General features: G+C 55.5%; 1 pseudogene. It reads left to right on the forward strand.

The window, feature by feature from the left end:
- Positions 1-229, forward strand: a pseudogene (locus V5P19_RS23790) (tail assembly protein); the annotation flags it as partial.
- Positions 230-263: the final 34 nt, after the last annotated feature.

Below are 263 nucleotides of genomic sequence, written 5' to 3' on the forward strand. Positions count from 1 at the left end.
CGGTGGTGTGGCGCAGATGCTGGCACCGAAAGCCAGAACTCCCCGTATACAGACAACGGATAACGGTAAGCAGAACACCTATTTCTCCTCACTGGATAACATGGTTGCCCAGGGCAATGTTCTGCCTGTTCTGTACGGGGAAATGCGCGTGGGGTCACGCGTGGTTTCTCAGGAGATCAGCACGGCAGACGAAGGGGACGGTGGTCAGGTTGTGGTGATTGGTCGCTGATGCAAAATGTTTTATGTGAAACCGCCTGCGGGCG

This window comes from Enterobacter sp. UNJFSC 003 (assembly GCF_036903355.1).
In the GTDB taxonomy this organism is placed as follows: Bacteria; Pseudomonadota; Gammaproteobacteria; order Enterobacterales; family Enterobacteriaceae; genus Enterobacter.